This window comes from Metallosphaera tengchongensis, assembly GCF_013343295.1.
Taxonomy (GTDB): Archaea; Thermoproteota; Thermoprotei_A; order Sulfolobales; family Sulfolobaceae; genus Metallosphaera; species Metallosphaera tengchongensis.
This window is the reverse complement of sequence record NZ_CP049074.1, coordinates 1,236,675-1,259,054: the sequence shown is the minus strand read 5'-3', so window position 1 is coordinate 1,259,054 and position 22,380 is coordinate 1,236,675. Positions and strand designations below refer to the sequence as shown.

The following is a 22,380-nucleotide window of genomic DNA, read 5'->3' as shown; positions in this document are numbered from 1 at the left end:
GCTCGGTTATATAGAGTTTGTCCGAACTGACTCCGTCCCCGCCGTGAGTAACGAGGCTTTCCCCTTATAAATCCTTATGAATCTTAATTCTAGATCTCACAGAGAATTTTGCCTTTATTTGTAAAAAACTAATTTTAAACCTCACAGAAATAATATACCATGTCTAGGACAACTTTTCAAGTATTTGAATAGTCCTCGTGTTAATTACATTCGACCCTTGTACTTTTTCCAGTCTTGGATCAAGCACTGATGGAATGTTTAAACAAGAAACAGGGATATTATTAACATTTCAAACAAACAAGAGAACATTACTACATAAAGTTTTTTTGAACTGATTGTCATTAGTATAATGTTGATAGTTATGGGATTGGCAAGATACTTGATAAAGAGAATCGCTGAGAGACTAGTGCTCCTATTCGGTATATTAGTTTTCAATTTCGCAATTTTCCAAGTACTTCCCACCTTATATGGCATTAATCCGGCTGAGCTCTACGTTCCCCTCACATATAAGGGTCTACCCAGAAGCGAGCTTGTCCAGGCTTTGGATGCTCAGTTTGGGTTGAACCTTCCTCTCCCGGAGAGGTTCTTCATATACATTAAATCTCTCCTGACTTTCCACCTGGGTATATCCATGAGTTATCAGGAACCTGTAATTACTCTAGTGGAGCAAAGGTTCCCAGTTACAGCCTTGTTAGTTATACCAAGCTTAATCTTAAGTTCAATTTTAGCTGTAGTCTTGGGACTTTACTCCATTTCTAGGCAAGGGAAGATAGGTGATAGCGTTGTTAGCTTTACCTCAATAATGACGTATTTTATACCAGCGTTCTGGCTTGGGGAGATAGTACTATACTTCTTTGGATTCTACTTTAAGATTTTCCCCACAAACCTAGGCGAAGCTATTACAAATAACGGTCATCCTCTTCAAGGTGTAGTTTACTGGGTAGACCTGTTGAAGTTCCTCACTCTGCCCATTCTATTCATTACGGTAATAAGCTACGGAGTCAGAAACATCCTTTTTAGAAACAACGGAATAGAGCTCATGGGGAGTAACTTCGTTAATTATTTGAGGGCAAGAGGGATCGACGATAGAAACATTCTATATAAGCATATTACAAGGAACGCCATAATACCAGTAGTCACAAGGGTGGGAATAGACATTGCTTTCCTCTTTGCGGGGGTCGTTTTCATAGAGGATGTGTTCAATATCCCAGGATTGGGGAGGTTACTTGTTAGGGCTTCTGAGAACCTTGACGTACCCTTACTTGGGGGAGATTTCTACATCATAAGTCTGTTCGCGGTAGTCATCCTACTCGCGTTAGATCTAGTTTACCCCCTTATCGATCCTAGGGTGAAATACGAATGAATAAGGTAGTGACGGATCTTCTGTCTAGGAAGAGTTTTATCTTTTCTGTGGTTGTTATAGCCTTTTTCGTCATATTGGCCTTAGCGGCACCCATCCTGACCTCTTACAACAACCCCTATTCTATTTCACAACAATTTGTGGCAGCACCGTATGCTGTCCCATCGTGGGCTACACTCTTCCCCCAATACAGGTCTTTGCCACCCAACGTTCATCTTACACTAACTGGCTCTGGAGGGAATGAAGTAAACTCCACGTATATCAGGGTTGTAGTCCCTCCAGGAGGTACTGAAAACGTCTCCTTCCCTATCAAGTGGAACTGGTCCCATCCATACAACGTAATCATTTCGTTCAACTTACTCGCCCCAGATACCACTGGATTTAACGTAAACCTTTACCTAAACAACCTGAACATAATGACCCTTTCACCCATACCTATTACTCCTACTGTGCAAGTGAAGCCAGGTACAGTAAACCATGTGATGTTCAATTCGGAATCAATAAACCCAAGCAATTCGCCATATGTGAACTCCCTCCCATTCCAAGATCAGCCCTTGGCTTCCTATGAGTTCCCATCTGCTGCCCTTCCTAAGCCGGGGCTATATTACCTGGTTGTCTCCTTCCAAAACACTGGTAACTCCAAGGAGACCTTCCTGATATCTAACCCTCAATTTAGCTCACTGGGTTTTGCCTACGGCAGGCTCGGAACAGATGATAATGGAGGTAGCGTCTTCTCAGAGTTCATATACGGGGCCAGGTTCGATCTTTACCTTTCCTTGGTTGCCTCAGCCCTAATTATTGGAATAGGTTTAATAATAGGTTTGCTTGCTGGGTATATAGGTGGATTCACGGACCTTACCCTAAATGCCTTGACGGACTTTTTCCTCCTCATTCCGGGTTTGCCTTTACTGATTGTCCTTATTAGTATATTTGACGCCACTGGCGTAATAGTTAACGTGAATAAAGCGCTGATAATCTTGCTCATCATATCCTTTCTCTCGTGGCCAGGCACTGCAAAGATAATCCGTGGTCAAACCTTATCACTGAGGAACAGAACATTCGTTGAAGCTTCCAGAGCCTTGGGGGAGGGAAAGTTCAGGATCCTCTTCAGGCACATAGTACCTAATCTTATGGGCATTCTCTTCGCGCAACTGGCGTACGATGTCCCTGGAGTAATATTGGCAGAGTCAGGGCTTGATTTCCTAGGTCTAGGAATCATCAACTTCCCCACCTGGGGGAACATGTTGGGCTTTGCAACCAACAATATCTCCTTCGTAAACGGGTTCGCCTGGTGGTGGGTTCTCCCTCCAGGAATAGGGATAATCCTCCTAAGCACAGCTTTCTATTACTTCGGAACTGCCATGCTGGACGTGTTAAGTCCCTACAAACTTAGAGGTGAATAAGATGATTTTCGAGGAATCAACGGATACCTTACTTCAAGTGGATTCCCTTAAGACCTATTACAGGACTAAGACCGGATACGTGAAGGCAGTGGACGATGTGTCCCTCTTCTTGGATAGAGCAAAAGTCCTAGGGGTTGCTGGGGAATCTGGTTGCGGTAAATCAACCCTTGTGACTGCTATCTTTAGGGTCATGCCAAGGAATGCCCAGATCATGGGCGGAGAGGTTAGGTTCAAGGGACAGAACCTACTCAACATGGACATGAAGACTTTCAAGAAGACAGTAGTCTGGAAAGAGATGGCGTACATCCCACAAGCCTCAATGGACGTCTTGGACCCGGTCTACAGGATAAAGGATCAAATGCTGGAGACCATATTAGCACATGAGGAGATATCTAAGGCTGAAGCCACAGAGAGGATTTACCAGGCTCTAGAGAACGTTGGAGTCCCACAGGAGAAGGCAGAAATGTTTCCACATGAGCTGTCCGGAGGGCAGAGACAGAGAGTTGTTATCGCCATGGCTCTGCTGCTCAACCCGTCCATGATAGTTTCGGACGAAGCTACCACAGCTCTAGATGTAATCACTCAGGCAAAGATAATCGAGCTCATGAAGAACCTGCAGGAGACTAGGAAATTCAGCATGATGTTCGTTACCCATGACCTCTCACTTCTTGCAAACGTAAGCGACAGCATCGCAGTCATGTACGCTGGGAAGTTGGTGGAATTCGGGGATGTGGAGAAGGTTTTCAGCAACCCTTTGCATCCGTATACGCAACTTCTAATTAAGGCTATACCAGACTTAAGGTTAAGGAAACAAAAGAAACTGGTAGCAATACCAGGCTTCCCACCAGATCTGGAAGATCCTCCTAAAGGTTGCAGGTTTGCTCCAAGATGCCCACTCGCCATGCCCATATGCAACGAAAGGGAGCCTGAGTTCACCAGGATTGAGGGGTTCCATTACGTTGCATGCCACGCGGTGAATAAGAAATGATAGAGACCAGAGACCTTAAGGTGTATTTCAAGTCCAGGGACGTCTTGGTGAAAGCGTTAGACGGAGTGAACGTGAACGTAAAGGAAAGGGAGATTGTGGGCCTAGTTGGTGAGTCCGGAAGCGGAAAGACGACTCTTGGAAGAACCATTCTGAACCTTCAGAGACCGACTTCGGGCGAAGTGCTATGGAACGGGAAGAACGTATTCAAGTTGAGAGGAAAGGAGGAAAAGGAGTTCAGAAGACAGAACCAGATAATCTACCAGAACCCATATGAGGCGGTGGATATCAGATTGAAAGTCTACGATATTGTAGCTGAAGGGTTGAGGGTTCAAGGACTAGTTGAGAGTAAGGAGGAAGAGCGCCAGAAGGTCATGCAGGCCCTAAGAGACGTGGGTCTAACTCCCGAAGAGGAGTACGCAAGTTCCCTTCCAAACCAACTGTCAGGAGGTCAACTTCAGAGAGTAGCAATTGCAAGAGCCCTAGTTTTGGATCCCAGTTTCATTGTGGCAGACGAGCCAGTGTCCATGCTTGACATGTCCATAAGGGCCGGAGTCCTGGACATCTTCCTGAAATTGAAGGAAGAGCGTGGAAAGAGCATTCTCATGATAACCCACGATATATCTACAATAGGGTATGTTGCAGATAGAATATACGTCATGTACCAAGGTAAGGTAATTGAGGCAGGTAACGCAGATACCCTTTTAGATAAACCGCTCCACCCATACACGAAGGCTCTAATCTCAGCAGTTCCCATTCCAGATCCAGCTGGGAGAGCGTCACTCTTCTCGGTAAAGGTGAAGGAAGACGCTGAGCCCTATAATGGAAAAGGTTGCAAATATTACCCCAGGTGCCCCTTCGCAATGAATTCCTGCAGAGAAAAGGAACCTGAACTTCGAGGCGTTTCCAATGACCACGACGTCGCATGCTTCCTATACTGAGGAGAGACCTCTAGCAACCAAGAGGGAGGTCATAATATCCTCAATTTTCCTCGTGTTAGGATCACTTATTGCTATAATCTCATTTTTTCCTTTGTTCCTAATTATTATCCCACTTTCATTATCTATCCTCCTGTTCCGAGAGTGGAAAATGGTGAGAAATCTGAAGGAGCTGAAGGAAAGGGGAATCATAGAATTTGAGCCCAAGTATAGGACGAATAGGAGGGAAGCAAACCGGTCCTTGTTCGTAGTTATCTCGCTCATAGCTACTCCAATGATTCTGGCTGAATTCATGCCACCTCTGCCCTGGCTCAGCTTAACCATGGCTTTCGTTATGGCGTGGCCTCTATCAAACATATGTGAAGTTGTCCTTCAGCTTTGGATAGAGAGGACAACTAGAAGAAGAATAAGGAAGTTTTACAAATGGGTGGCCTTAGGAAAAGAAACTCTAATGAAAGAGTACGGTTGGAAACTAGAGGGAATTGAATAATATGCATTTTAAGTTCTGAGCCCTCTCCCCCTTAGACAATGCTTAATAGACATGTTTTAGATGGTTAACTGTGAAGAAGTGTCCCCGGTGCGGTTTCGAGAATCAAGATAACGCCTTCTTCTGCGAGAGATGTAGGTATCCTTTGAGTCCTTCCACACCCTTCCCACTGGAAAAGTGTCCCAGGTGCGGTTTCGAGAACCCCTCCGGTTCCTCGATCTGTGAAAGATGTAAGTATCCCCTTGTTCCACCAAGTGTTCAACTGACGGAAGAGGAAAGTACGGTGGTCAATAGGGGTGATGAGTCTTATCTCAGACTAAGCAACGGTGCCATGTATCTAGCCCTTGGAGTTACTCTCCTCCTTTTGACCTTTATACCTACTAACTTCGTAGTGGAGAACCTTTTCGGCTTTGTGGCAGTTGTTTTAATAGGTTTAGGTATAGGGAGCTACTCTTTAGGTTTCAGGTTACTGGATAGGAGATATAAGAATTCATCCATTATGTCAATCTTTCTCCTTCCTGGATTTCTACTAATGTTATCTGGGGTAGGGTTATATCAAGCCAACGTGGCACCGTCTGATACAATTTCTAAAAATCTTTTCCTTATTGCCCTGATTGACGTTGGTTATTTAGTATATCTGGTCGGTAGTTTCAGCATCGCCTTAGGACTGATTAGGCTGTCACGCGAGAGAAATAGAAGGACTTTACTAATAGCCTCAGTCGTTACCCTTGTAGGACTAGTTGCTCTTCCCCTCCAAGTATTATTGGGAGTCTTTCTAATTGTAGGTCAAATCATAACATACTCTGAGTTGAAAAAGAGGACTAACACGTCTAGCCCACAAGTTTAAGAAATGCCTAACAAGCGACTGTCTCCCCCAAATGCTCTGGGGGGTCTGCCAACCATATCCACACACTCTAACGTCCTCCGAGTCCTGAGGTCTGTCATTTTTATCACCCTTCACCTAAAAAGTTAGGGAAAACTTTTTATTAATTAAAGACAATCTAGATTTACGATGCGGCGTAAATCAATTACGGATTTTCGTAGATTTAAAAATGCCTTACTGTTGTTCGGTCCCGCATGGCTAGTGATGATGGCCGACATGGACGCCTCTAGTACCATAGGTGCAGCTGAGACTGGAGCTTTGCTCAAGTACTCCCTTGTGATTTTTCTCCTCCTTTTGTCTGTCCCACTCTACTTTATTCAGGAAGCAGCAGGGAGAATCGGGGTAGCCACTGGAAGAGGACTAGGGGACGTGATTAGGGAGAATTACTCTAAGGGATTAGCCTCTCTTATGGCTTTACCCATGGCTCTGACTGACGCCCTAACATACGCTGTAGAGTACGCTGGAGCTGCAGTTGGATTAGCGGTCTTTGGGATTTCCCCACTAGTCTCAGTCCCCCTAGTTTTCCTACTTCATATGGGCTTGATAGTCACCAGGAAATACGAACATGCTGAAAAGCCACTACTTCTCATGTCATTGCTCCTTATAATCGGTTATGGCTTGGTCCTAGCACACGTGGGCTTGAGGGACTATCCTGTTCTGGAAGTATCTGCGTCCAAAAATTTCCTTTTTCTGGTAGCAGCTAACGTTGGGGCAGTGGTAATGCCCTTCATGTTATTCTTTCAGGCATCGGCTACGGCAATTAAATTCTCTTCTATCAAGAATTTGATCTCAAAAAGGGAGGCGATGAAAAGGATAAGGATGGAGACCGCGCTTGGTGCCATAGCGACTGAGGCACTCATGGTAATAGTAGAGATGGCTATGGCTGGCGTCGATCCTAGCACTAACTTCTTGTCCCCAGAGTCGTTGACAAAGGCGTTGGATTCAGTGGCTGGATCCCTTTCCCCTGTATTTTTTAGCGTTGGACTCGTATCCTCGGCCTTCCTTGCCTTGGTAGTCATATCTCTAGGAAGCGCGTGGGGTATAGTGGAAGCCTTGGGAATAAGCAAAGATAAAACGATCTTGGTTTATCTCTTTGAGAGCTTGCCTGCTGCCGTTCTCATATCTACTGTACCTATTGCATCATTAACAAACGTAATTCTAAACCTGCTAGTGTTCTTCGTGTTCACACTCATAGGCCCAGGCGTTATACTTGGCCTCCTTTCTTCTAGCGAGAAAATAATGGGGGAGTTGAGAAACAGAACCTACGAAAAAATAATATATTGGATTTGCCTTAGTTCGGTAGTTTTGTTTGGGGTTCTCTCTCTCCTTTAGAAAGTTATTACTTCATATCCCTGGTTCACGTACTTGGATAACGTCTCCCCCATTGGAGTTAGCCTTAGCCCCATCTGTAACAGCGTATCCTTGATCCCCATGTTTTCAGCTACGCCCACACATGCGGAGTCCACAGTCCCGTTCTTAAGGAGCTCCTCAAACATGTTCTTGAGATCTCCTTGGAGTCCCGTTATGCTCTTTTGACTAGGACCGAAGAAGAGCATCTTAAGATCGTCATATCTCTTGTTCTTAACTGAGTTATAGGCCATTCTGAGCGCTAGACCTAACTTATCGTCTCCTGACATTACAAGGAATACTACCTTCATGGCTCACTCCACTACTCTCATATAATTTTAACTCTTTCTTAGCAAGATGGACACGGAAAAGCATAATAATTTATAAAACAGCTTTATCTATTAAAGCGAGTTTAATGATTGGACTATTCGTCTCTCACGGATCCCCCACAATTTTAGTCGAGGATATACCATGGAAGAAATTAATGACGCAGATAGGGGATAGGGTGAGAAGAGAGTACTCCCCAGAAGTTGTGATTACCTTAAGCCCACACTTCATTTCGTGGAACGGGAAACACCTAGTCGAGGTTCAGGGTAAACTAGAATGCATCCAGGATTATTACGGTTTTCCTGATGAACTTTACAAGTTCTGCTACTCAGCGGAGAACGATGTAGAGCTGGCGAATGAGATCATAAGGCAAGGAAGAAACGAGGGTATTGAGATGGAGCCCGATACCTCGTGGGGCCTAGACCACGGCGCTTGGATCCCCCTAAGTTTCATGTTTCCCGGTGTCAAAGTGATTACCATCTCCATTACTGATGGAACCCCTGAGGAACACGTAGCGTTAGGAAGGGCCATATCGAAAGCTGTAAGTGGGAGGAAGGCCATTATGCTTGGTACCGGATCACCTACCCATAGACTAGACGGTATTTACCTAGGGGTAAAGCCCAGGCCTTCAAGGTTTGACCAGATTCTCATAGAGTTGCTAAAGGAGAAAAGGATTGACGAGTTGATGACTCTCCCGAGAAGAAAGGAATGGATCGAGGCTCAACCTGAAGGGTTATTGAACCCTCTTTACGCCGTGCTCGGTTTCTCTAACCCCTCAGAGGTGGAGGTACTAGGGTATGATGTACCATGGGGAGGAGTAAGCATGCTAGCTGCTCTCTTCAAGTAGGACCCGACCCCACCCGAACCAGTGTTTCATGAATATAGAATATTGACTTATATCTTTTAACTAGTGGCAAATATTTTTCCTGCAATTATTTCAGAAGGATTTAATATGAAGTATGCCTACATATAGTTAGGTATACAAAAATTGAAAGTAAAAGATCTAATGCCCAGGAAGAGGGCTGACGTAACAGTAAAGGTAATTAGTCTAGGAGAGAAAAGACAAGTGATTGGGAAGGACGGATCCTCTCATCAGGTTGTAGACGTCCTAGTCGGAGACGAGACGGGTTGCGTTTTAATGAGCGTGTGGGATTCCAACATAAATAAGGTAACTCAAGGTAAGGTATTCGCAATAGAGGATGGATTTGTCTCAGTACATAGAGGTTCCATGAGGTTATCTCTAGGAAGAACAGGAAAGATGGTAGAAACTCAGGGAACCTTCGAGGTCAACACTCAAAACAACATCTCAAACAAAGTAGTTGAAGACGAGCGTAGGAGATACTGAGTTTGAGTTTTCTCATGACTCTACTTGAATCCTTCGTTTTAATTTAATTTTTATATTTTTATTTAAGAAAAACTTATGTGGAAAAATCTTATCCTTGACGGCTTATCCTATAGCCTCAGCCGTGATAGACGGAGATATTATTAAAGAACCTGCTGACAGGGAAACGTGCGGGAAGCTGATTATAACTTGCGCGTTCAAGTTGGAGGCTACCACTAGGTCTTTATCTGAAATGAAGTGTATCTTAAGAACGTTACTTGGAACTGTGACGGAATATCCAGACAGAGATACTGAGGCGTTCTTAATCACCAAGAAAATCTCGTTATACTTCCCTGCAGGCACCCTAGCAGATACAAGTTGGGTCAGGTTTGAGCTAAGCTGAAAGGTTACGGTTTTATTGGATACGGTGATCCAAGACCCGTTGACCTGATGAAGCATAATGGACGATACGGTAAGATAAACTGCAAAGCCTGAGGGAGCGTCCTGGACGTACACGGATACCGGTCCGGTGTTGAGGTAAACGTAGCCGAAATATCCGACTATTACCAATACAACCACAGCTACGGCGATTAGCCACGTTTTCATTTTACCATCAGATAGTTATATCCATCTTGGTTAAAAAAATCATACCTTCAGGTATGACAGTCTTAGGGTCTCTGGACCGGCTAGCAGTCCTACTCCTGCTACTAAAGCTCCAGCTCCAACCACGATAATGGCAGAGTGAGAGGTCGAAGTGAAAGCCGAGAGCCCGGAAATGAAGAGCTGAGTGAAGCCTGCAACTAGGAACGCACCGTTATAGGACGAACCTACTCCTGTAGCTCTGCTAAACGTCTTAAACCTCTCCGCCAGGTATGCAGGGGATATGGAAGATGCCACGTTCATGCCTATTCCGAAAGCTATCATGGATCCTATCGACGGTGTTCCAAATGAATAAAACCAGAGCGCAGTCAGGAAGGCAACCAGTACCCCAATAACTCCTAAGGTCTTCCTTCCCAGAAGGTCGGATGCGAGACCCGATATTATCATGGTCGGTATTCCAACCACGTTCATAATGAGGGCAAGGAAACCGTAGGTTGCAGGAGGTAACTTCAGGACCTGCCCTAGATAGACAGGTATGAACTGAGGTCCTGCGTATATAATTACCCAGAATCCTATCATGACCAATATGGTCTGCCATATGGGCTGAAGACCTTTAGTTGGATAATCCTTCTCAGCCTCTAGGTAAACCTTTGACTCGGTCATCTTAGCCCTTATCAACAAAGCCAACACAGCAGGAATTACACCCGTGAAGTAAATGTACCTCCATGTGTACTGGAAAAACGAAGGGGATTTTGCTAGGGAAGTGAAGAGCAAATCCACTAACACGAAACCCAGGAGCGTTCCAGACTGCATAAGTCCAGAGAACAACCCTCTCCTTCTGGATACGCTCTCCATGGCGAGGGTGAAGGAGCTAGATACATCCCCGCCTATGAATATTCCTTGGATAACCCTTAACATGGAGATAAGGACTGGTGCGACTATCCCGATTTGAGCGTATGGAGGGACGAGTCCCGTGATCCCAATGGAGAGGGAGTAGCCTAGTACAGTGAAAACTAACGCCTTTTTCCTCCCTCTCAAGTCAGCGAGTAGTCCGAAGAGGAATGCCCCTAGAGGTCTAGCTGCCACAGTAAACACCACAGGAAGCACTGCACCGAGAAGTCCTAAGGTAGGGTAGAAAACTTTCTCTAGAATAGCTGCCGTGATAACCACTGCGCCGAGATCATAGGAGTCCATGACCCAAGAGAGATACGAACCTATGAAATTTAATTTCATAAAAACGAAAACATCATGATAGTTTAAAAGATTAGCTTCAATTTTTATAGAGAAAAATTATTTTCTTCTTAAAAGAACTACTACCAAAGCAATTACAACTATTACCACTACTATCCCTAGCACTAGGTATACACTGAAATTGCTGGATTTGGGGGAAGGTGTGACGGTGACGTTAGAGGTTGGAGGGGTCGTAGTTGTAGTGGTATTGGGAGATGTAGTTGTAGTCGTCGTATTACTATGAGTGGTTGGCGGAGACGTAGAGGTGTTAGTTGTGCTGGAGGTTCCTGTAGAAACTGAGGTTACCTTAGGTAGTACAGTTAACGTGATTGAGGTAGAGTTGATAGGAACGTTACCCGATGGGGTCTGAGCGTAACTATATGCCGTGATTACAACGTTTTGGGCGCTGGTAACCTCCAAGGGGAGTACAAAGCTCTTAGTCGCTTTGACACCTAAGCTAAAGTTGTAAGCCTTATTAATTAAGGTTGAGTTCCCCTGCTTCGCCAAAATAAGGAGGTAGCCGTGCCCCGACGAATTACCTAAATTGGTTACGTTGACTGACAGCTCATAGGACGTGTTTCCGAATATCTGGGTCGGCTTTGTGGAGTTAACTAATGACAAGGTAAGGGTGGGGTTGAAGATAAGAGATAGGAAGTTAACCGTAACCTTCACTGAGGAGCCATTTACGGTGACCTTTCCCGCTTGCAAAGATGGAACGTAACCTAGGATACCCCTAGAGGCGTAACTTACGTTACCTATTTCGTAGTTATACGTACCATTCTTCGCCTGGAATGTTATTTGGTTTGATTGAGAACTCTTAAGAGTACCGTTGAAGTTGACCGACCAGGAAGTTCCAGAGGGAAGCCCCTGTTCGACGAAGGTGACGTTATAACTTGTTACAGTTGTAGGAGTTTGGCCAACGTAAAGATATGATGAAGCAGATTCCGTGATGTTCGGCGTTGCTGAAACCGTCACTTGGAAGTCGTAAACCCCGTTCTGCGAAGGGGTCCATTGAAAACCCAAGAATGTTGAAGCTCCAGCCGCTAATCCCTCTAAAGGTGTGACTGATGTGACTGATCTTCCGTTAAGTATTATGGTCTCATTGACCGTCACTAGGGTATTTGTATTTCCCTGATTCTGGATCTCCACTCCAACCTCGTAGGTTTGACCTGTTTGAAGTTCACTCACCACCTGTCCAGTGCTCTGAAGTTTTGCCTCAGGCTTTCCTAGGACTATCTTAACGAAAGGTGGAGAGAAACTGACGTTTACCGTTGTGGAGGAATTAACGAAGACGTAACCTGAGGAGGGGGTAGGAATAAGTTTTCCCACATCGGGAATGGAATAATGAAGGTACGATGGGCCCTGGACACTGAATGTGATTTCGTTACTTGTCGAGTTTTTCACAGTACCGTTGAAGTTGACCGACCAGGAAGTTCCAGAGGGAAGCCCCTGTTCGACGAAGGTGACGTTGAAGTAGTTAGGTTTAGAACTTGATGCTAATGAACCTATGGTGGATATAGGTATTATTGAAAATATTATTACAAATAATAGCAATGGGGCTAAATTTTGTCTCATGGTGAGAGACAATTTGAGGACAACTATTAAAATCTTATCAGAAGGTTTGGATGGTAAACTAAGTTTTCTGCAGAAATTGAATATAACACTTTAAGGAAACGTCCATGGTTTTATATTAGGGAGATTTATTAATTAAAATTTTTAATTAAACTTAAGATATCAGTAGAATTATATGAGAGTTGAGTCTTGTGTTCCTAAACTCATTCCATTAGAAACTAAGGATATGATAGCTATGATCTCCGAAAAGAGAAATAAAAATAACCAGCATATTTTTCCATTTCTTAAAAATGTGTAACCTGAGAGATATGGTGTCTCAAAATCTACATTATCGAATTGCATGAGGTTCCTCACACTCTAGACTTTACTATTATCATATATACTTAAGACCGTAAGTTTTTATAAAAGTAATATCACATTAATCATGTGAAAGAATGAGCAAGGTAGGTTTTATAGGAGCTGGAAAAATAGGACAGACAATCGCTTATTCTGCCATGGTTAGTGGTGCTGTGGACGAAGCTATAATTTATGATATTATTCCAGAACTTCCAGAGAAGTACGAACATGAGCTTAGGCACGCTTTCGCCACCAAAGGGATTAAGATTGAGGTGCTCGGAACTAACTCCCTTGACGACGTAGCTGGAATGGATATGGTAGTGATATCGGCTGGAAAACCTAGAAAGCCAGGGATGAGTAGGAGAGACCTCTTCGTGGACAACGCCAAAATAATGATGGATCTAGCCCAGAAGTTACCACAGAAGAACCCTGGAGCAATCTACCTAATGGTGGCAAACCCGGTGGACATGATGGCTTCAGTCTTCATGAAGTTCTCTAAACAGTTTACCATAAGTGCGGGCGACCAAGTGGAGACCATGAGAATGAGATCCTTTATCGCTAAAAAATTGAAGGTACCTGTTACCCGGGTGGATGGTTTTGTTGGCGGGGAGCACGGAGAGGACGCTGTTGTACTTTGGAGCACCGTAAAGGTGAACCGAGAACCTGTGGAGAAATACAACCTGAATAAGGATGAGGTAAGCGACTACGTCAAGAAGATCCCAGGTGAAATCATAAGGGTAATTGGAGGGACTACCTGGGGTCCCGGAACTATAATTGCTGACATCATTAAGTCAGTCTCTCTTGGGGAGAACAGGGTAATGAGCATAGCTACTCCCAAGGAATATGAGGGAGAGATAATACACGTGAGTGCCCCCACAGTGGTCGGGGCCAGCATAGGTCCATCTCTTGAGAGCCTCCTTGATGAGAAGGACAGATGGCACTTGAACGCTGCCATGAAGGACTTCTACGAGGTTTACAAAGAGAACCTGAAACAGCTCGAACAGGCCCTAAAGGCTTGATTTATAAAGTGGAAAGTTTTTAAGAGGTTTTTCCGTCTCTGTAGATCCACTCTAGTTGTTTCCCCAGGGATTGACCTGTATAGTGTCAACTAGAACTGCTTATTCGTGTCGATTGACAGTTAAAACAAGATTATCTGAGACGACTTGTAGATAATATGCAAACAATATAATGAACAATATTCAGACAATATAATGAATTTGATTCAATTACTTTTTTTCTATATCTCCAAATTAACTAAAAACTTGTAATCCTCATCCGTAAGGTCCCACTTGAGAGCCCCTGCTATATCATCAACGTGAGATTTCGTTGAGGCCTTAGGTATTGGCAATGCCCTTCTCGAAACGTAGTTAAGGCCCACTTGGATTGTGGAAACTTTGTACTTGCTAGAGATCTCCAATAAAGGCTTTACCTTAGTTATCTCGCCTCGCCCCAACGGTGAATAGGCTATTGCGTTAATATTGTTCTTCTCAAGATAAGGCAAAAGTTCCTCCTCCGGATCCCTCTTCACGTAGCTGTACTCTATTTCGTCTGCCATAATTTGATACTTAGAAGTGGATTCCATGGCTTCTTGAACCAAGGTAACGTTAAAGTTACTTACCCCTATACATCTGACAACCCCTTCGTCCACAAGCTTTTCCATTGCCCTTATGGTCTCCCTCAACGGTACAGAGGGGGAAGGCCAGTGAATGAGATAGAGGTCTATGTACTTCAGCCCTAACCTCCTTAAACTTGCCTTTGCGGATTTGAGAACATCGTCGTATGAGAGATGATTGTTCCATACCTTAGTAATCACAAAAACTTCCTCCTGATCATAATCTTTCAAGGCTCTACCCACTAGTTCTTCGGTGTGCCCTCCACCATACATCTCTGCTGTATCAAAGGCGTTTATACCCTTTTCCACGACATATTTGAGAAGATCCACCCAGTATTGGTCTCGAGTTGAATCTGAACTCCAGTAACCTCCACCTATTTTCCACGTACCGAAACCTATCTTCGAAACTTTCTTGTCACATATTTGCATATATTAATGTTACCAAGAGAGGTAAGTATTCTTTCCGGTTGTCTAGCCTTGCTAGGAATTTGTAGTATGTTCTAGTCATTAAGGATAGTTCTAATGGTCCACTTATACGTTTCTTAAAGTTGACCCTACTCTTAACCCTAGATGGTTAGCTTTGACCATTTTTCTGACCTCCTCTCCGTCCCACGAAGTCTACCGTTATTTTATCACGGCTCTACTCCATATCGGGCATTATTACTAGGAGATCAGGGGCGGGACTATCTAAAAATCCAATCAATTTGCGAATAGTAACAGGGATAAGATCCGTTGATAGGGAATCTACATTAAACAAGGATTCAATAAAGGGATTTACTACTACTAATCCTTTAAAAAGAGAAGCGACTTCCCTTGCTTTTTCCATCGCTGATGGAAAAGGAGGAACCATGTTAATAATAACGCCAAAGGGGTCGATGTCCTCGTTAACTAATTTCGCTGTTAACTCCAAGTTGATGCTGTTGGAGTCGGTAATGTAAAGTCTCTTCTTTGTAAATTGATTTAATGATTCAGTTATAATATCCTGAACTATTTTCGTATTTCCAGTAAATTGTGACTTATCGGTTATTACGTACTTTGTGTTCTTAGTTACCTTCAGATAATGTTCGAGCCTTTGCTGAATTTCTTCTCTGGGAAGACTCTTGAGCAAATTCCATAGTCCCACATGACCGAAGATTTTCAACACATTCACACTACCCCTCCCTACGTTTATTTCCCCTTGAAACTGTATTTCCTCCGTAGAATTATGGGACAGATTTGGTTCCCTTACTCCCAAAAGGTGGGAACTATAACCCAATGGATCCAAATCTATTAGAGATACCCTCATACCCTTCTCAGCCAATCCAAGTGCCAAAAGAGCAGACAAGGTAGACCTTCCCACCCCTCCCTTAAGCCCCAAGAACTCTATCAAAAACATATATTATACTAAGTGAAGCAAATTTAAAAATTCACCATAAGTTTTCTCATGAAAATACGAAAACTAATACAGATATTGTTCTTCACCCTTCCAGTTTTAGAGATATTCCAAGAAAGATGTACAATTATTATTGATACAACGACAAGGAGAAGACAGGATCCATCCTTTAGGATGAGGAGGAGGTCAGATGGAATCTAAGATTGACAACAATGCGGGGTTTCGGTTTCATCGGATCTCATACTTGATATCAACCCTCACCCCCTGGGCTTCACGGGAGTCAAGCGGGTTTTCCTTCACCCTCCTCCGCCCCATTACCGGTAACCCTAACCTACCTAGACGAGGTGTGGTCTAAGTGGAACCCGCACATCTTGGGCTGTCCATATGCAAGCCTTTCGGGATATATACCCACATCCGGCATTTTACAAAAATGTCAGTACGGAGTTATATATACTTAATAGTCTCACTGAAACTGCTTACCACGGCCACAGGATAACTCACCCGTACATCACTTAAAAAGACAGCCAGCATATCCAATTCCAAAACTAAATTCAATAGTACCAGCTTAAGTAAAGGGCTTCTCCAGTGAAGTGGATTTGGGTAAAAGTATAAAATATCGCTAAATAAGTTACATTAATGGTGAAATTAAGTGGTAAAGCTTTCTGGGATTAAGATAGGCGTTTTGGCTCTAACAGTCCTTGTACTTATAATTGGAGGGACTTTTATGGGAATGGCGCTCGCTCATCACTCTTCAATTACAACCTCAACGAATACTCATACGAGTTCTTACTCTAGCGGGACATCAAACACCTCGAGCAGTTCCAGTAGTTCGAGCTCATCTGGTTCCTCCTCTAGCGGAAGTTCTGGTTCCTCTGGAGGCTACACGTGGGGATAACACCTAGTCCCTTTCCTATTTTTAAGTTTTGTCAGTTATTTTTTATGTTAATGAAAATAAATTAATAATAATATACTCTCTTAGAATTAAAGAGCATTTGGGAAAAAGTATATTTATAGATCTCGTGAAACTCTGTTTATGAGCAACGTATCCAGTATACATAAGCCATTGAGGTTCCTAGGTGGAGCCCTAATGGTGATATGGGCCATCATTCACTTTTACTTGTCTACAACGCTCATTAAATTTCTACCACTTGTGAGCTATTTTTTCATTTTAGATGCTGTGCTATTTCTAGTGGGAGGTGCAATTTTGTTAATAGGGCTTAGATTACTTTATATCCCTACCCTGATCTTAACTTGGATCAACTACTTACTTTTGACTGAGTCGAGGATATACCCTGCACCAATACTGGGAAAGCCGTTACCAGCGATAAACTCTTTTGTTCTTGGTACATTTGTATTAGACATTATATTGATAGTTGTAGTCACCCTTACATTGCTGACCAGTGAAAAGTGATCTAAGTTCGTAAGTTAACCTTTTTCCTCGCTTCCCGAATGTTTCGTAGCTTCCTGAATGGACATAAGACTTTACTAATTTGTTTAAATTATGGGTACTCAACAAATCCCATAGAAAGATTGACACATACAAACATATTTTAGCATGAAATTCCTCGATGACGGTTCCATATCCTTGGTAGATTTCAATATAATTTTAAATTATTGGGTATCAATTTTAAGGAAAACTGCCAGCTTTTTAATCTCAGGATGATTTATTTCTCCCATGAAAGGCATTTCTGGTAAGATAGTAGGAGTAGTCGTAGTTGTAGTAATAATCATTGCTGCAGTTACTGTCATTGAACTAAACCAGCGTCCGCACACCTCCACTCCCTCAAATGTCACAAGTCCCACAAACACTACAACCTCTACGGTTCCTCCCACAACGTCGAATGTAACCATTACCGTTGTCACCTTCTCAGGTCAATCTGCTCAATTTATTCAATATGCAGGTCAGTTATTTCACGAGGAACATCCAAACGTATACGTCCAAGTGATTCAGTTTCCATTTAGCGAATATATTAATAAGGAATTAACAGCGCTTGAGGCCCACTCCACCCAGTATGATATCATAGGTTTCACATCGACTTCAGCCCAAAGGGTTTCTCCTTACCTTTTACCTCTCAATGACTTCAACCTGTCCGGGCTGATAGGACCTCAAGAGGACTTCGGAGGAGTAATCTATAACGTGAGCACTGGGAAGGAGGAAACTGTGGGTGTAGTTTACGAGACAGCAGTGTACCTTATGGCCTTTAGGAATTCCATTTTCTATAATCAAACCTTAGCCCAAGAGTTTCAGAGCCAATACCACGTCTCGTTCAACCCGCTGACATGGCAGAACTGGACTGACGTTATAATGGCTGATCAGTTCCTGACTTCCAATCACGTTACTCAATACGGGTTTCTGATAGACGACCACGTATCACACGGGATAATAGACGCCTTCCCTGCTGTATACGGCTGGTATTACGCCAGGGACAGCTCCGTATCAGGAAGTACCACTGGAGGAGTACCTGGCTTCAACATTATGTTCACGGGGTTCATACCAAACGGAATGAAGTTCCCTGTCACATCCTTCAACTCCACCGCTGGGGCTATGGCATTGGCGACCTATGCCAACCTAGTTAAGTACGAACCGTCCCCTTCGCAGCTGCAGATAAGCTACGATAATCTCCCAGAATTTGTTCCACAATCTGCAGGAGCGTTCCTCTTTACCAGTCAACTTTCATATCTCAACTCCTCCGTGGCTCAGGACATCTCCCTCTCTCCTCTCCCTGGTGGATATGCAGAAACTGGAACAGATTTCCTAGGTGTCAGTCAGTATTCAACTCATCCCCAAATTGCAGAGCAGTTCCTACAGTTCCTGGTTTCACCCCAGATCCAGGAGTTAGGATTCCTGAAGTTCGGCAAATTCCCTGCAAGCCAACAGGCATTCCAGGACCTGATAAATAACGGATCAATTCCGCCTTACCAAAGGGAATGGTTGAACGCAACTTATCACGCTGCGTTAAATGCGTGGGCTAATCCACCGAATATACCCCCAACCTACATCTCCCTAATAAGCGACTTCAACAGCCAGGTATATAACTACCTAACTGGGCAGAACACAAACGCTACTCAGGTCCTACAGACAGCTGCTGAACAGTGGATGACCTCAGTCGAAAGTTACTATGGTGCCTGAGCTTGAGCGTAGAGCTCAGATCAGTTACCAAGCAGTATGATAAGTTGAAAGCCCTGGACCAGATAAACCTGAAAATAGAAAAGGGAGAATTTTTTGTGATCTTAGGACCATCTGGATCAGGTAAGACTACCCTGTTGAGAGCTGTAGCAGGACTTGAAAGGGTAGACTCAGGGAACATACTGTTGGAAGGAAGGGACGTTACGGAGGTGCCTCCCCATAAAAGGGAGGTGGCAATGGTGTTCCAAAATTACGCCCTTTATCCTCACAAGACCGTGTTAGAGAACATAGTTATGCCTGTGGAAAATCAGTTAGACAAGAGGGAAATTCTAAGAAGAGTTGAGGAACTGTCTAGTAGACTAAAGATAGATGCCTTATTGGGGAGGTACCCTTCAGAGCTGTCAGGGGGACAACAACAAAGAGCTGCCCTAGCTAGGGCATTGATAAAGAGACCTAGGGTCTTCCTTATGGATGAGCCTCTTTCCAACCTCGACGCCATTCAGAGGATTTCCGCTAGGAAGTTAATCAGAGAAGTGCAGAGGGAGAATAACGTGACTACACTTTACGTGACCCACGACCAGATCGAGGCCATGGCCTTAGCAGACAGGGTTGCCGTCATGAACAACGGGAAAATAATCCAGGTCGGAACTCCAGAAGAGGTTTACTCTAACGCTGAGAGCGAATTCGTGGCCTCATTTTTCGGGAATCCACCCACATCCATAATAGACGGCAAGATCGTAGGTCTTGAGGGTAAGATAGGGGTAAGACCAGAGGACGTGGAAATAGGAGATGGTGATCTAAAGGGTCAAATTACTGATGTGGAATTCTGGGGTGACAGATACCTCGTTTACGTCTACTTCGCCGACGAGGAGATAAGGGCCTTCCACCACAAGAGATTAAAAATTGGGCAAGAAATTAGGTTCAAATTCAAAAAAATTTCGGGGCCTTGGAACTCATGAAGTACAATCTCCCATACTTGACTTACGTTACGCTATTTGGAGTTATTCCCTTTTTCGGCGCATTCTTCCTCCTGGGGGTCAACCTTAAGACTGCGTTCTCTATTTTTAGGTTAATTCCGGTATATGAAATAATAGTCAATACCCTGATTTTCGCTATTTTTACGGCCCTACTCTCGTCACTCATAGGTTTACTTTTAGGTGTCTCCGTTGATATAATGAGGAAGGGGTCAAGATTTACCTCCCTTCTGGTTATGTTACCTTACACCATACCCTTCACTTCCTCAGCCCTGATATGGACCATTAGCCTCTACGGCAAGTACGGCTGGTTCTCCTACTTGTTCCACGTCCCCTTTGACCCGCTTTACTTGAGCAGTACTTCCATTTGGGCTGTTACCGGAGTGAGCGTTTGGTCATCCATCCCCGTCTCCTTTTTAGTCATAGTCTCTTCCCTGAAGTCCATTGGTAAGGAGATAAAGGAGGCTTCCCTAATGGATGGCTTATCCCTATCTCAATACTACAGTAAGATAGCCATACCGATGGTGGGAAAGGCGTTTTGGATCTCGTTTCTACTCCAATTTGTCCTAGCCATGGGGAACTTCGACCTTCCTTACGTAATGACACAGGGGGGCCCTGGGTATTCCTCCACAACGCTACCCCTCTTAGTGTTCGATGAAATTTTCCTGAGCGGGAACTTCTCTGGAGGAGAAGTTGTAGCTGCAATACTAGGGTTAATGGCTACTCTCCCGTCATTGACATTGATATTCCTGTTCAGGTCCAGGAGGAAAAAGTACCTCCCGTCCTTCGAGATAAAGATCCATGACAAAGCCTTCAAGGCATTAGTGTTGGGCTTAACAGGAGTTGTAATATTCCTTTTAGACTTCCCCGTTTATTGGATGCTCCTGGTGGCCTTCAGAAACGCAAGTCTAGATTTCCACTCCCCACCAATTCTATTCCCCACGGGCCTTACTGCCAATTACTTCGTGTCTGCACTCTCTGGGTCGGTGCCTTATCTGGTGACGAGCGCGGTCGTAGGTATATCAGCCTCTATCATGACAGTTTTACTCTCATTACCTGCGTCCTATGAGTCTGCTAGGAAAGGTATGAGTTGGATTTTGTTTCTCTCGATTTACCTTTATTCTTTACCTGCAGCATCGTTTATAATTCCTCTATACATTCTTTTTTCCTCAATAAAATTAATTAACACCTGGTGGGCCCTGATCCTATCCACCCCAATATTCACGGCGACCTTCGCTACTTGGATATTTTACAATTACTATCTGGACTTCCCAAGGGCATACGAGGATGCAGCGCAGGTCTTTGGCATAAGAAGAAAGCTCACTAGGATAGTTTTCCCCCTCTCTAAGGGGACCCTCTTCACGGTATTTCTCCTTTCCTTTGTCTTTAACTGGCACCTGCTCTTCTATCCTCTAATATTCGCCAATACCCCCTTCAACATGGGGTTTCCTCCTGAGGGAGCTCTCACAATCACGGTCTACGCTTTAGACGCTATAGGAGATCAGTCGTTGAACTGGGGACTTCTCGCCTCCTCAGCCTTGGTAGCAGCCCTCCCAGTGATGATAATAACCCTCGTAACGGTGGACAGGATATTGAGGGAGGATCAGCGGAGCGGTGTGAAGTTTGTGTGAAGTGCCCTCTCCCTTATTTGCTATTCCGCACTCAGATTTACTCATGAATAAGGATGTAGGTAGGAACGCTGAGAGAGAGTTGGTATCCATCCTAAGAAACGCTGGATACAACTCGGTGAGGATACCGACTTCAAATTCTTCTGGGAACCCTTTGCCAGACGTGTTTGCAGTGAGGGGTAGTGTACTTCTGTCAATAGAGGTTAAGAGTACCTGGGAGAGGAAGGTTAAGGTAAGATCAATCCAGTTAGACAAGATCTTAAGGTTCGTCTCCATGTTTCCTCTAGAGGGTCACGCGCTTATAGCTGTCAAGTTCAAGAGTTTGAGGCAATGGCGTTATTTTGAGGTGTTCTCCCCGTCTGACGTGGTAGTCGACACCGAAAACACGCGTCCTCTTGAGGAGCTACTCGGACAAGTCATATTACAAGGATCCGAGATTAGCACCGTAGTTTCTTAAGAGACGATCGGTTTTTGGTATTTTAGACGGGCTTAAATTAACCTAGCCCGAATGTCCTTCTAACTTGTTAAATAATCTCTGACTTCCTCCTCACCTTAAAAGCAAGGGTTCCCCTTATCGATTCGGATTTACATCTCTCATTTGAGGGGCAGTCGAGAGGCTCAGACAACGCCTCCCATAAAGGTTCATGACTGCGATGAAGTCATGATCGATCTCATAACCGCAAGGGCAACTGAGGTACCTATGTCCTGTTTCTTCCATCTTATTCCCGCACTTAGGCCATGAGGTGAAGGAGAAGTGTGGGTCGACGTAGATTACCTTGAGACCGCGCTTTTTAGCTTGCCATCCAATCCAGTACTGTAGTCTGCGGTACTGCATGAGATAGAGTCTAACTTCCTAACGTAACAGAAGAGCTACGTTT

Annotated in this window: 22 protein-coding genes and 1 pseudogene; 16 read left to right on the top strand and 7 right to left on the bottom strand. The window is 44.1% G+C overall.

Features of this window, described 5'->3' with window-relative positions; all coding sequences use genetic code 11:
* Positions 1-349: 349 nt before the first annotated feature.
* From GWK48_RS06940 to GWK48_RS06910, 7 genes are all read left to right on the top strand, one after another.
* Positions 350-1,363 (top strand): ABC transporter permease, encoded by a 1,014-nt coding sequence (locus tag GWK48_RS06940; RefSeq protein ID WP_246263766.1) that lies wholly within the window; start codon positions 350-352, stop codon positions 1,361-1,363.
* Positions 1,360-2,763: an ABC transporter permease gene (locus tag GWK48_RS06935; protein ID WP_174630840.1), complete on the top strand. Its 1,404-nt coding sequence runs from the start codon at positions 1,360-1,362 to the stop codon at positions 2,761-2,763. The genes GWK48_RS06940 and GWK48_RS06935 overlap by 4 nt, the downstream gene beginning before the upstream one ends.
* A 1-nt stretch (position 2,764) precedes the next feature.
* Complete coding sequence (locus GWK48_RS06930; protein ID WP_174630839.1) at positions 2,765-3,751, top strand: ABC transporter ATP-binding protein; 987 nt, start codon at positions 2,765-2,767, stop codon at positions 3,749-3,751.
* Positions 3,748-4,689 carry an ABC transporter ATP-binding protein gene (locus GWK48_RS06925; protein WP_174630837.1) on the top strand — a complete coding sequence of 314 codons (942 nt, stop codon included), beginning with the start codon at positions 3,748-3,750 and terminating at the stop codon, positions 4,687-4,689. Before GWK48_RS06930 ends, GWK48_RS06925 begins: the two co-directional genes overlap by 4 nt.
* Complete coding sequence (locus tag GWK48_RS06920) at positions 4,658-5,176, top strand: hypothetical protein (protein ID WP_174630836.1); 519 nt, start codon at positions 4,658-4,660, stop codon at positions 5,174-5,176. Before GWK48_RS06925 ends, GWK48_RS06920 begins: the two co-directional genes overlap by 32 nt.
* A 70-nt stretch (positions 5,177-5,246) precedes the next feature.
* Positions 5,247-6,020, top strand: coding sequence for a zinc ribbon domain-containing protein (locus tag GWK48_RS06915; RefSeq protein ID WP_174630834.1), 774 nt, complete (start codon positions 5,247-5,249; stop codon positions 6,018-6,020).
* 165 nt (positions 6,021-6,185) lie between these two features.
* A complete protein-coding gene (locus GWK48_RS06910; RefSeq protein WP_246263765.1) occupies positions 6,186-7,388 on the top strand; it encodes an NRAMP family divalent metal transporter in 1,203 nt (400 codons plus the stop codon).
* Here the strand turns inward: GWK48_RS06910 and GWK48_RS06905 are convergent.
* Positions 7,385-7,714, bottom strand: coding sequence for a DsrE family protein (locus GWK48_RS06905; RefSeq protein ID WP_174630832.1), 330 nt, complete (start codon positions 7,712-7,714; stop codon positions 7,385-7,387). The genes GWK48_RS06910 and GWK48_RS06905 overlap by 4 nt on opposite strands.
* 104 nt (positions 7,715-7,818) lie before the next feature.
* Here GWK48_RS06905 and GWK48_RS06900 point away from each other — a divergent pair, with 104 nt between their 5' ends.
* Together GWK48_RS06900 and GWK48_RS06895 are read left to right on the top strand one after the other, a co-directional pair.
* Entirely contained in the window at positions 7,819-8,577 is a 759-nt protein-coding gene (locus GWK48_RS06900) for a dioxygenase family protein (protein ID WP_174630830.1), read from the top strand.
* A gap of 141 nt (positions 8,578-8,718) precedes the next feature.
* Positions 8,719-9,075, top strand: a complete 357-nt coding sequence (locus GWK48_RS06895; protein ID WP_174630829.1) for a single stranded DNA-binding domain-containing protein — start codon at positions 8,719-8,721, stop codon at positions 9,073-9,075.
* 102 nt (positions 9,076-9,177) lie between these two features.
* Here GWK48_RS06895 and GWK48_RS06890 read toward each other — a convergent pair whose 3' ends face one another.
* From GWK48_RS06890 to GWK48_RS06880, 3 genes are read right to left on the bottom strand one after another with little or no spacing between them, the layout of a single operon-like run.
* Positions 9,178-9,657: a DUF4382 domain-containing protein gene (locus GWK48_RS06890; RefSeq protein ID WP_174630827.1), complete on the bottom strand. Its 480-nt coding sequence runs from the start codon at positions 9,655-9,657 to the stop codon at positions 9,178-9,180.
* A gap of 39 nt (positions 9,658-9,696) precedes the next feature.
* Positions 9,697-10,884, bottom strand: a complete 1,188-nt coding sequence (locus tag GWK48_RS06885; RefSeq protein ID WP_174630825.1) for an MFS transporter — start codon at positions 10,882-10,884, stop codon at positions 9,697-9,699.
* Between the two features lie 57 nt (positions 10,885-10,941).
* Complete coding sequence (locus tag GWK48_RS06880) at positions 10,942-12,456, bottom strand: CARDB domain-containing protein (protein WP_246263764.1); 1,515 nt, start codon at positions 12,454-12,456, stop codon at positions 10,942-10,944.
* Between the two features lie 431 nt (positions 12,457-12,887).
* Between GWK48_RS06880 and GWK48_RS06875 the strand changes: the two genes are divergently transcribed.
* Positions 12,888-13,808, top strand: a complete 921-nt coding sequence (locus tag GWK48_RS06875) for a lactate/malate dehydrogenase family protein (protein WP_174630821.1) — start codon at positions 12,888-12,890, stop codon at positions 13,806-13,808.
* 218 nt (positions 13,809-14,026) lie between these two features.
* Here the strand turns inward: GWK48_RS06875 and GWK48_RS06870 are convergent, their stop codons facing one another.
* Both GWK48_RS06870 and GWK48_RS06865 read right to left on the bottom strand, forming a co-directional pair.
* Entirely contained in the window at positions 14,027-14,830 is an 804-nt protein-coding gene (locus GWK48_RS06870) for an aldo/keto reductase (protein WP_174630819.1), read from the bottom strand.
* Positions 14,831-15,041: 211 nt separating this feature from the next.
* Complete coding sequence (locus GWK48_RS06865) at positions 15,042-15,776, bottom strand: nucleotide-binding protein (protein WP_281359960.1); 735 nt, start codon at positions 15,774-15,776, stop codon at positions 15,042-15,044.
* A gap of 48 nt (positions 15,777-15,824) precedes the next feature.
* On the opposite strand from GWK48_RS06865, the gene GWK48_RS06860 reads away from it, so the two are divergent.
* The 6 genes from GWK48_RS06860 (at position 15,825) to hjc (ending at position 21,959) form a co-directional block, all read left to right on the top strand.
* Entirely contained in the window at positions 15,825-15,974 is a 150-nt protein-coding gene (locus GWK48_RS06860) for a hypothetical protein (protein WP_174630816.1), read from the top strand.
* Between the two features lie 832 nt (positions 15,975-16,806).
* Entirely contained in the window at positions 16,807-17,184 is a 378-nt protein-coding gene (locus GWK48_RS06855) for a hypothetical protein (RefSeq protein ID WP_246263763.1), read from the top strand.
* Between the two features lie 264 nt (positions 17,185-17,448).
* A complete protein-coding gene (locus GWK48_RS06850) occupies positions 17,449-18,903 on the top strand; it encodes an ABC transporter substrate-binding protein (protein ID WP_174630814.1) in 1,455 nt (484 codons plus the stop codon).
* Positions 18,904-18,905: 2 nt separating this feature from the next.
* Entirely contained in the window at positions 18,906-19,859 is a 954-nt protein-coding gene (locus GWK48_RS06845; protein WP_174630812.1) for an ABC transporter ATP-binding protein, read from the top strand.
* Positions 19,856-21,505: an ABC transporter permease gene (locus tag GWK48_RS06840; RefSeq protein ID WP_174630810.1), complete on the top strand. Its 1,650-nt coding sequence runs from the start codon at positions 19,856-19,858 to the stop codon at positions 21,503-21,505. Before GWK48_RS06845 ends, GWK48_RS06840 begins: the two co-directional genes overlap by 4 nt.
* A 43-nt stretch (positions 21,506-21,548) precedes the next feature.
* On the top strand, positions 21,549-21,959 hold the full coding sequence (gene hjc / locus GWK48_RS06835) for a Holliday junction resolvase Hjc (RefSeq protein ID WP_174630809.1): 411 nt from the start codon (positions 21,549-21,551) through the stop codon (positions 21,957-21,959).
* Between the two features lie 114 nt (positions 21,960-22,073).
* Here hjc and GWK48_RS06830 read toward each other — a convergent pair.
* A pseudogene (locus GWK48_RS06830) lies at positions 22,074-22,349 on the bottom strand (zinc ribbon domain-containing protein); the annotation flags it as partial.
* Positions 22,350-22,380 lie beyond the last annotated feature (31 nt).

What these genes read in the sequence shown, in the direction of transcription:
- GWK48_RS06940 (WP_246263766.1), top strand. Translation starts at nt 350, where the DNA reads ATGTTGATAGTTATGGGATTGGCAAGATACTTGATAAAGAGAATCGCT.
- GWK48_RS06935 (WP_174630840.1), top strand. Translation starts at nt 1,360, where the DNA reads ATGAATAAGGTAGTGACGGATCTTCTGTCTAGGAAGAGTTTTATCTTT.
- GWK48_RS06930 (WP_174630839.1), top strand. Translation starts at nt 2,765, where the DNA reads ATGATTTTCGAGGAATCAACGGATACCTTACTTCAAGTGGATTCCCTT.
- GWK48_RS06925 (WP_174630837.1), top strand. Translation starts at nt 3,748, where the DNA reads ATGATAGAGACCAGAGACCTTAAGGTGTATTTCAAGTCCAGGGACGTC.
- GWK48_RS06920 (WP_174630836.1), top strand. Translation starts at nt 4,658, where the DNA reads ATGACCACGACGTCGCATGCTTCCTATACTGAGGAGAGACCTCTAGCA.
- GWK48_RS06910 (WP_246263765.1), top strand. Translation starts at nt 6,186, where the DNA reads ATGCGGCGTAAATCAATTACGGATTTTCGTAGATTTAAAAATGCCTTA.
- GWK48_RS06905 (WP_174630832.1), bottom strand. Translation starts at nt 7,714, where the DNA reads ATGAAGGTAGTATTCCTTGTAATGTCAGGAGACGATAAGTTAGGTCTA.
- GWK48_RS06900 (WP_174630830.1), top strand. Translation starts at nt 7,819, where the DNA reads ATGATTGGACTATTCGTCTCTCACGGATCCCCCACAATTTTAGTCGAG.
- GWK48_RS06890 (WP_174630827.1), bottom strand. Translation starts at nt 9,657, where the DNA reads ATGAAAACGTGGCTAATCGCCGTAGCTGTGGTTGTATTGGTAATAGTC.
- GWK48_RS06885 (WP_174630825.1), bottom strand. Translation starts at nt 10,884, where the DNA reads ATGAAATTAAATTTCATAGGTTCGTATCTCTCTTGGGTCATGGACTCC.
- GWK48_RS06880 (WP_246263764.1), bottom strand. Translation starts at nt 12,456, where the DNA reads ATGAGACAAAATTTAGCCCCATTGCTATTATTTGTAATAATATTTTCA.
- GWK48_RS06875 (WP_174630821.1), top strand. Translation starts at nt 12,888, where the DNA reads ATGAGCAAGGTAGGTTTTATAGGAGCTGGAAAAATAGGACAGACAATC.
- GWK48_RS06870 (WP_174630819.1), bottom strand. Translation starts at nt 14,830, where the DNA reads ATGCAAATATGTGACAAGAAAGTTTCGAAGATAGGTTTCGGTACGTGG.
- GWK48_RS06865 (WP_281359960.1), bottom strand. Translation starts at nt 15,776, where the DNA reads ATGTTTTTGATAGAGTTCTTGGGGCTTAAGGGAGGGGTGGGAAGGTCT.
- GWK48_RS06860 (WP_174630816.1), top strand. Translation starts at nt 15,825, where the DNA reads ATGAAAATACGAAAACTAATACAGATATTGTTCTTCACCCTTCCAGTT.
- GWK48_RS06855 (WP_246263763.1), top strand. Translation starts at nt 16,807, where the DNA reads ATGAGCAACGTATCCAGTATACATAAGCCATTGAGGTTCCTAGGTGGA.
- GWK48_RS06850 (WP_174630814.1), top strand. Translation starts at nt 17,449, where the DNA reads ATGAAAGGCATTTCTGGTAAGATAGTAGGAGTAGTCGTAGTTGTAGTA.
- GWK48_RS06840 (WP_174630810.1), top strand. Translation starts at nt 19,856, where the DNA reads ATGAAGTACAATCTCCCATACTTGACTTACGTTACGCTATTTGGAGTT.
- hjc (WP_174630809.1), top strand. Translation starts at nt 21,549, where the DNA reads ATGAATAAGGATGTAGGTAGGAACGCTGAGAGAGAGTTGGTATCCATC.